Here is a 576-nt window from a genome sequence, read left to right as displayed (position 1 = left end):
CGTAAACCACCTTCCCTGCACCCGACGCATAGACCGGCGTTCCGCGCGCATTCGCAATATCAATGCCTTTGTTGCCACCTTCGGCGGTGGAGTACGGCATAATCACTTTCCCACTGGCAGGCCACACCCAGCAGCGTTGCCCGACCGGCGGCCAGGACGATTGCGGCACCGCATAAGACGGCGTCACTTTGGCGGTTTTACCTTTCGAGGAAGAGGATTTTTTCGCCGTCGAGCTACCGCTATTGAGCCTGAGCTTTTGCCCTATCTCGATGGTATAAGGTGCAGAAATATTGTTCAGGCGAGCCAGGTCTTTCACGCTCGTTCCGGTTGAGCGCGAAATTTTATAAAGTGTGTCGCCGCGCTTAACGGTGTAGACCGCGCCGGAGTAGCTTCCCGAATCCGCTGATTTACTGCCCGAACAGCCTGCCAGCATGAGCGTCAGCATCAGGCAAAAAAGGGCAATCAGGGGATTTCTTGTCAGGCTTCCTGCAAACAAAGCGGCTCCTCGGTCAGCGTAAATGGCGTCCTATGATAGCAGCCTGAATTCTGTTGCCAATCTTTGCTGCAAAGACTCTT

Annotated in this window: 1 protein-coding gene; it reads right to left on the bottom strand. The window is 54.7% G+C overall.

Annotation, left to right across the window (positions count from 1 at the left end):
• Positions 1 to 445, bottom strand: a 445-nt coding sequence (locus K5E19_RS23550) for a LysM peptidoglycan-binding domain-containing protein (protein ID WP_221553347.1), incomplete at its 3' end; no start/stop codon positions are given.
• Positions 446 to 576: the final 131 nt, after the last annotated feature.

It is taken from the genome of Enterobacter sp. RIT637 (assembly GCF_019718755.1).
Taxonomy (GTDB): Bacteria; Pseudomonadota; Gammaproteobacteria; order Enterobacterales; family Enterobacteriaceae; genus Enterobacter.
Note: the sequence above shows the minus strand (reverse complement) of the source record. Positions and strands in the feature narration are given on the sequence as shown.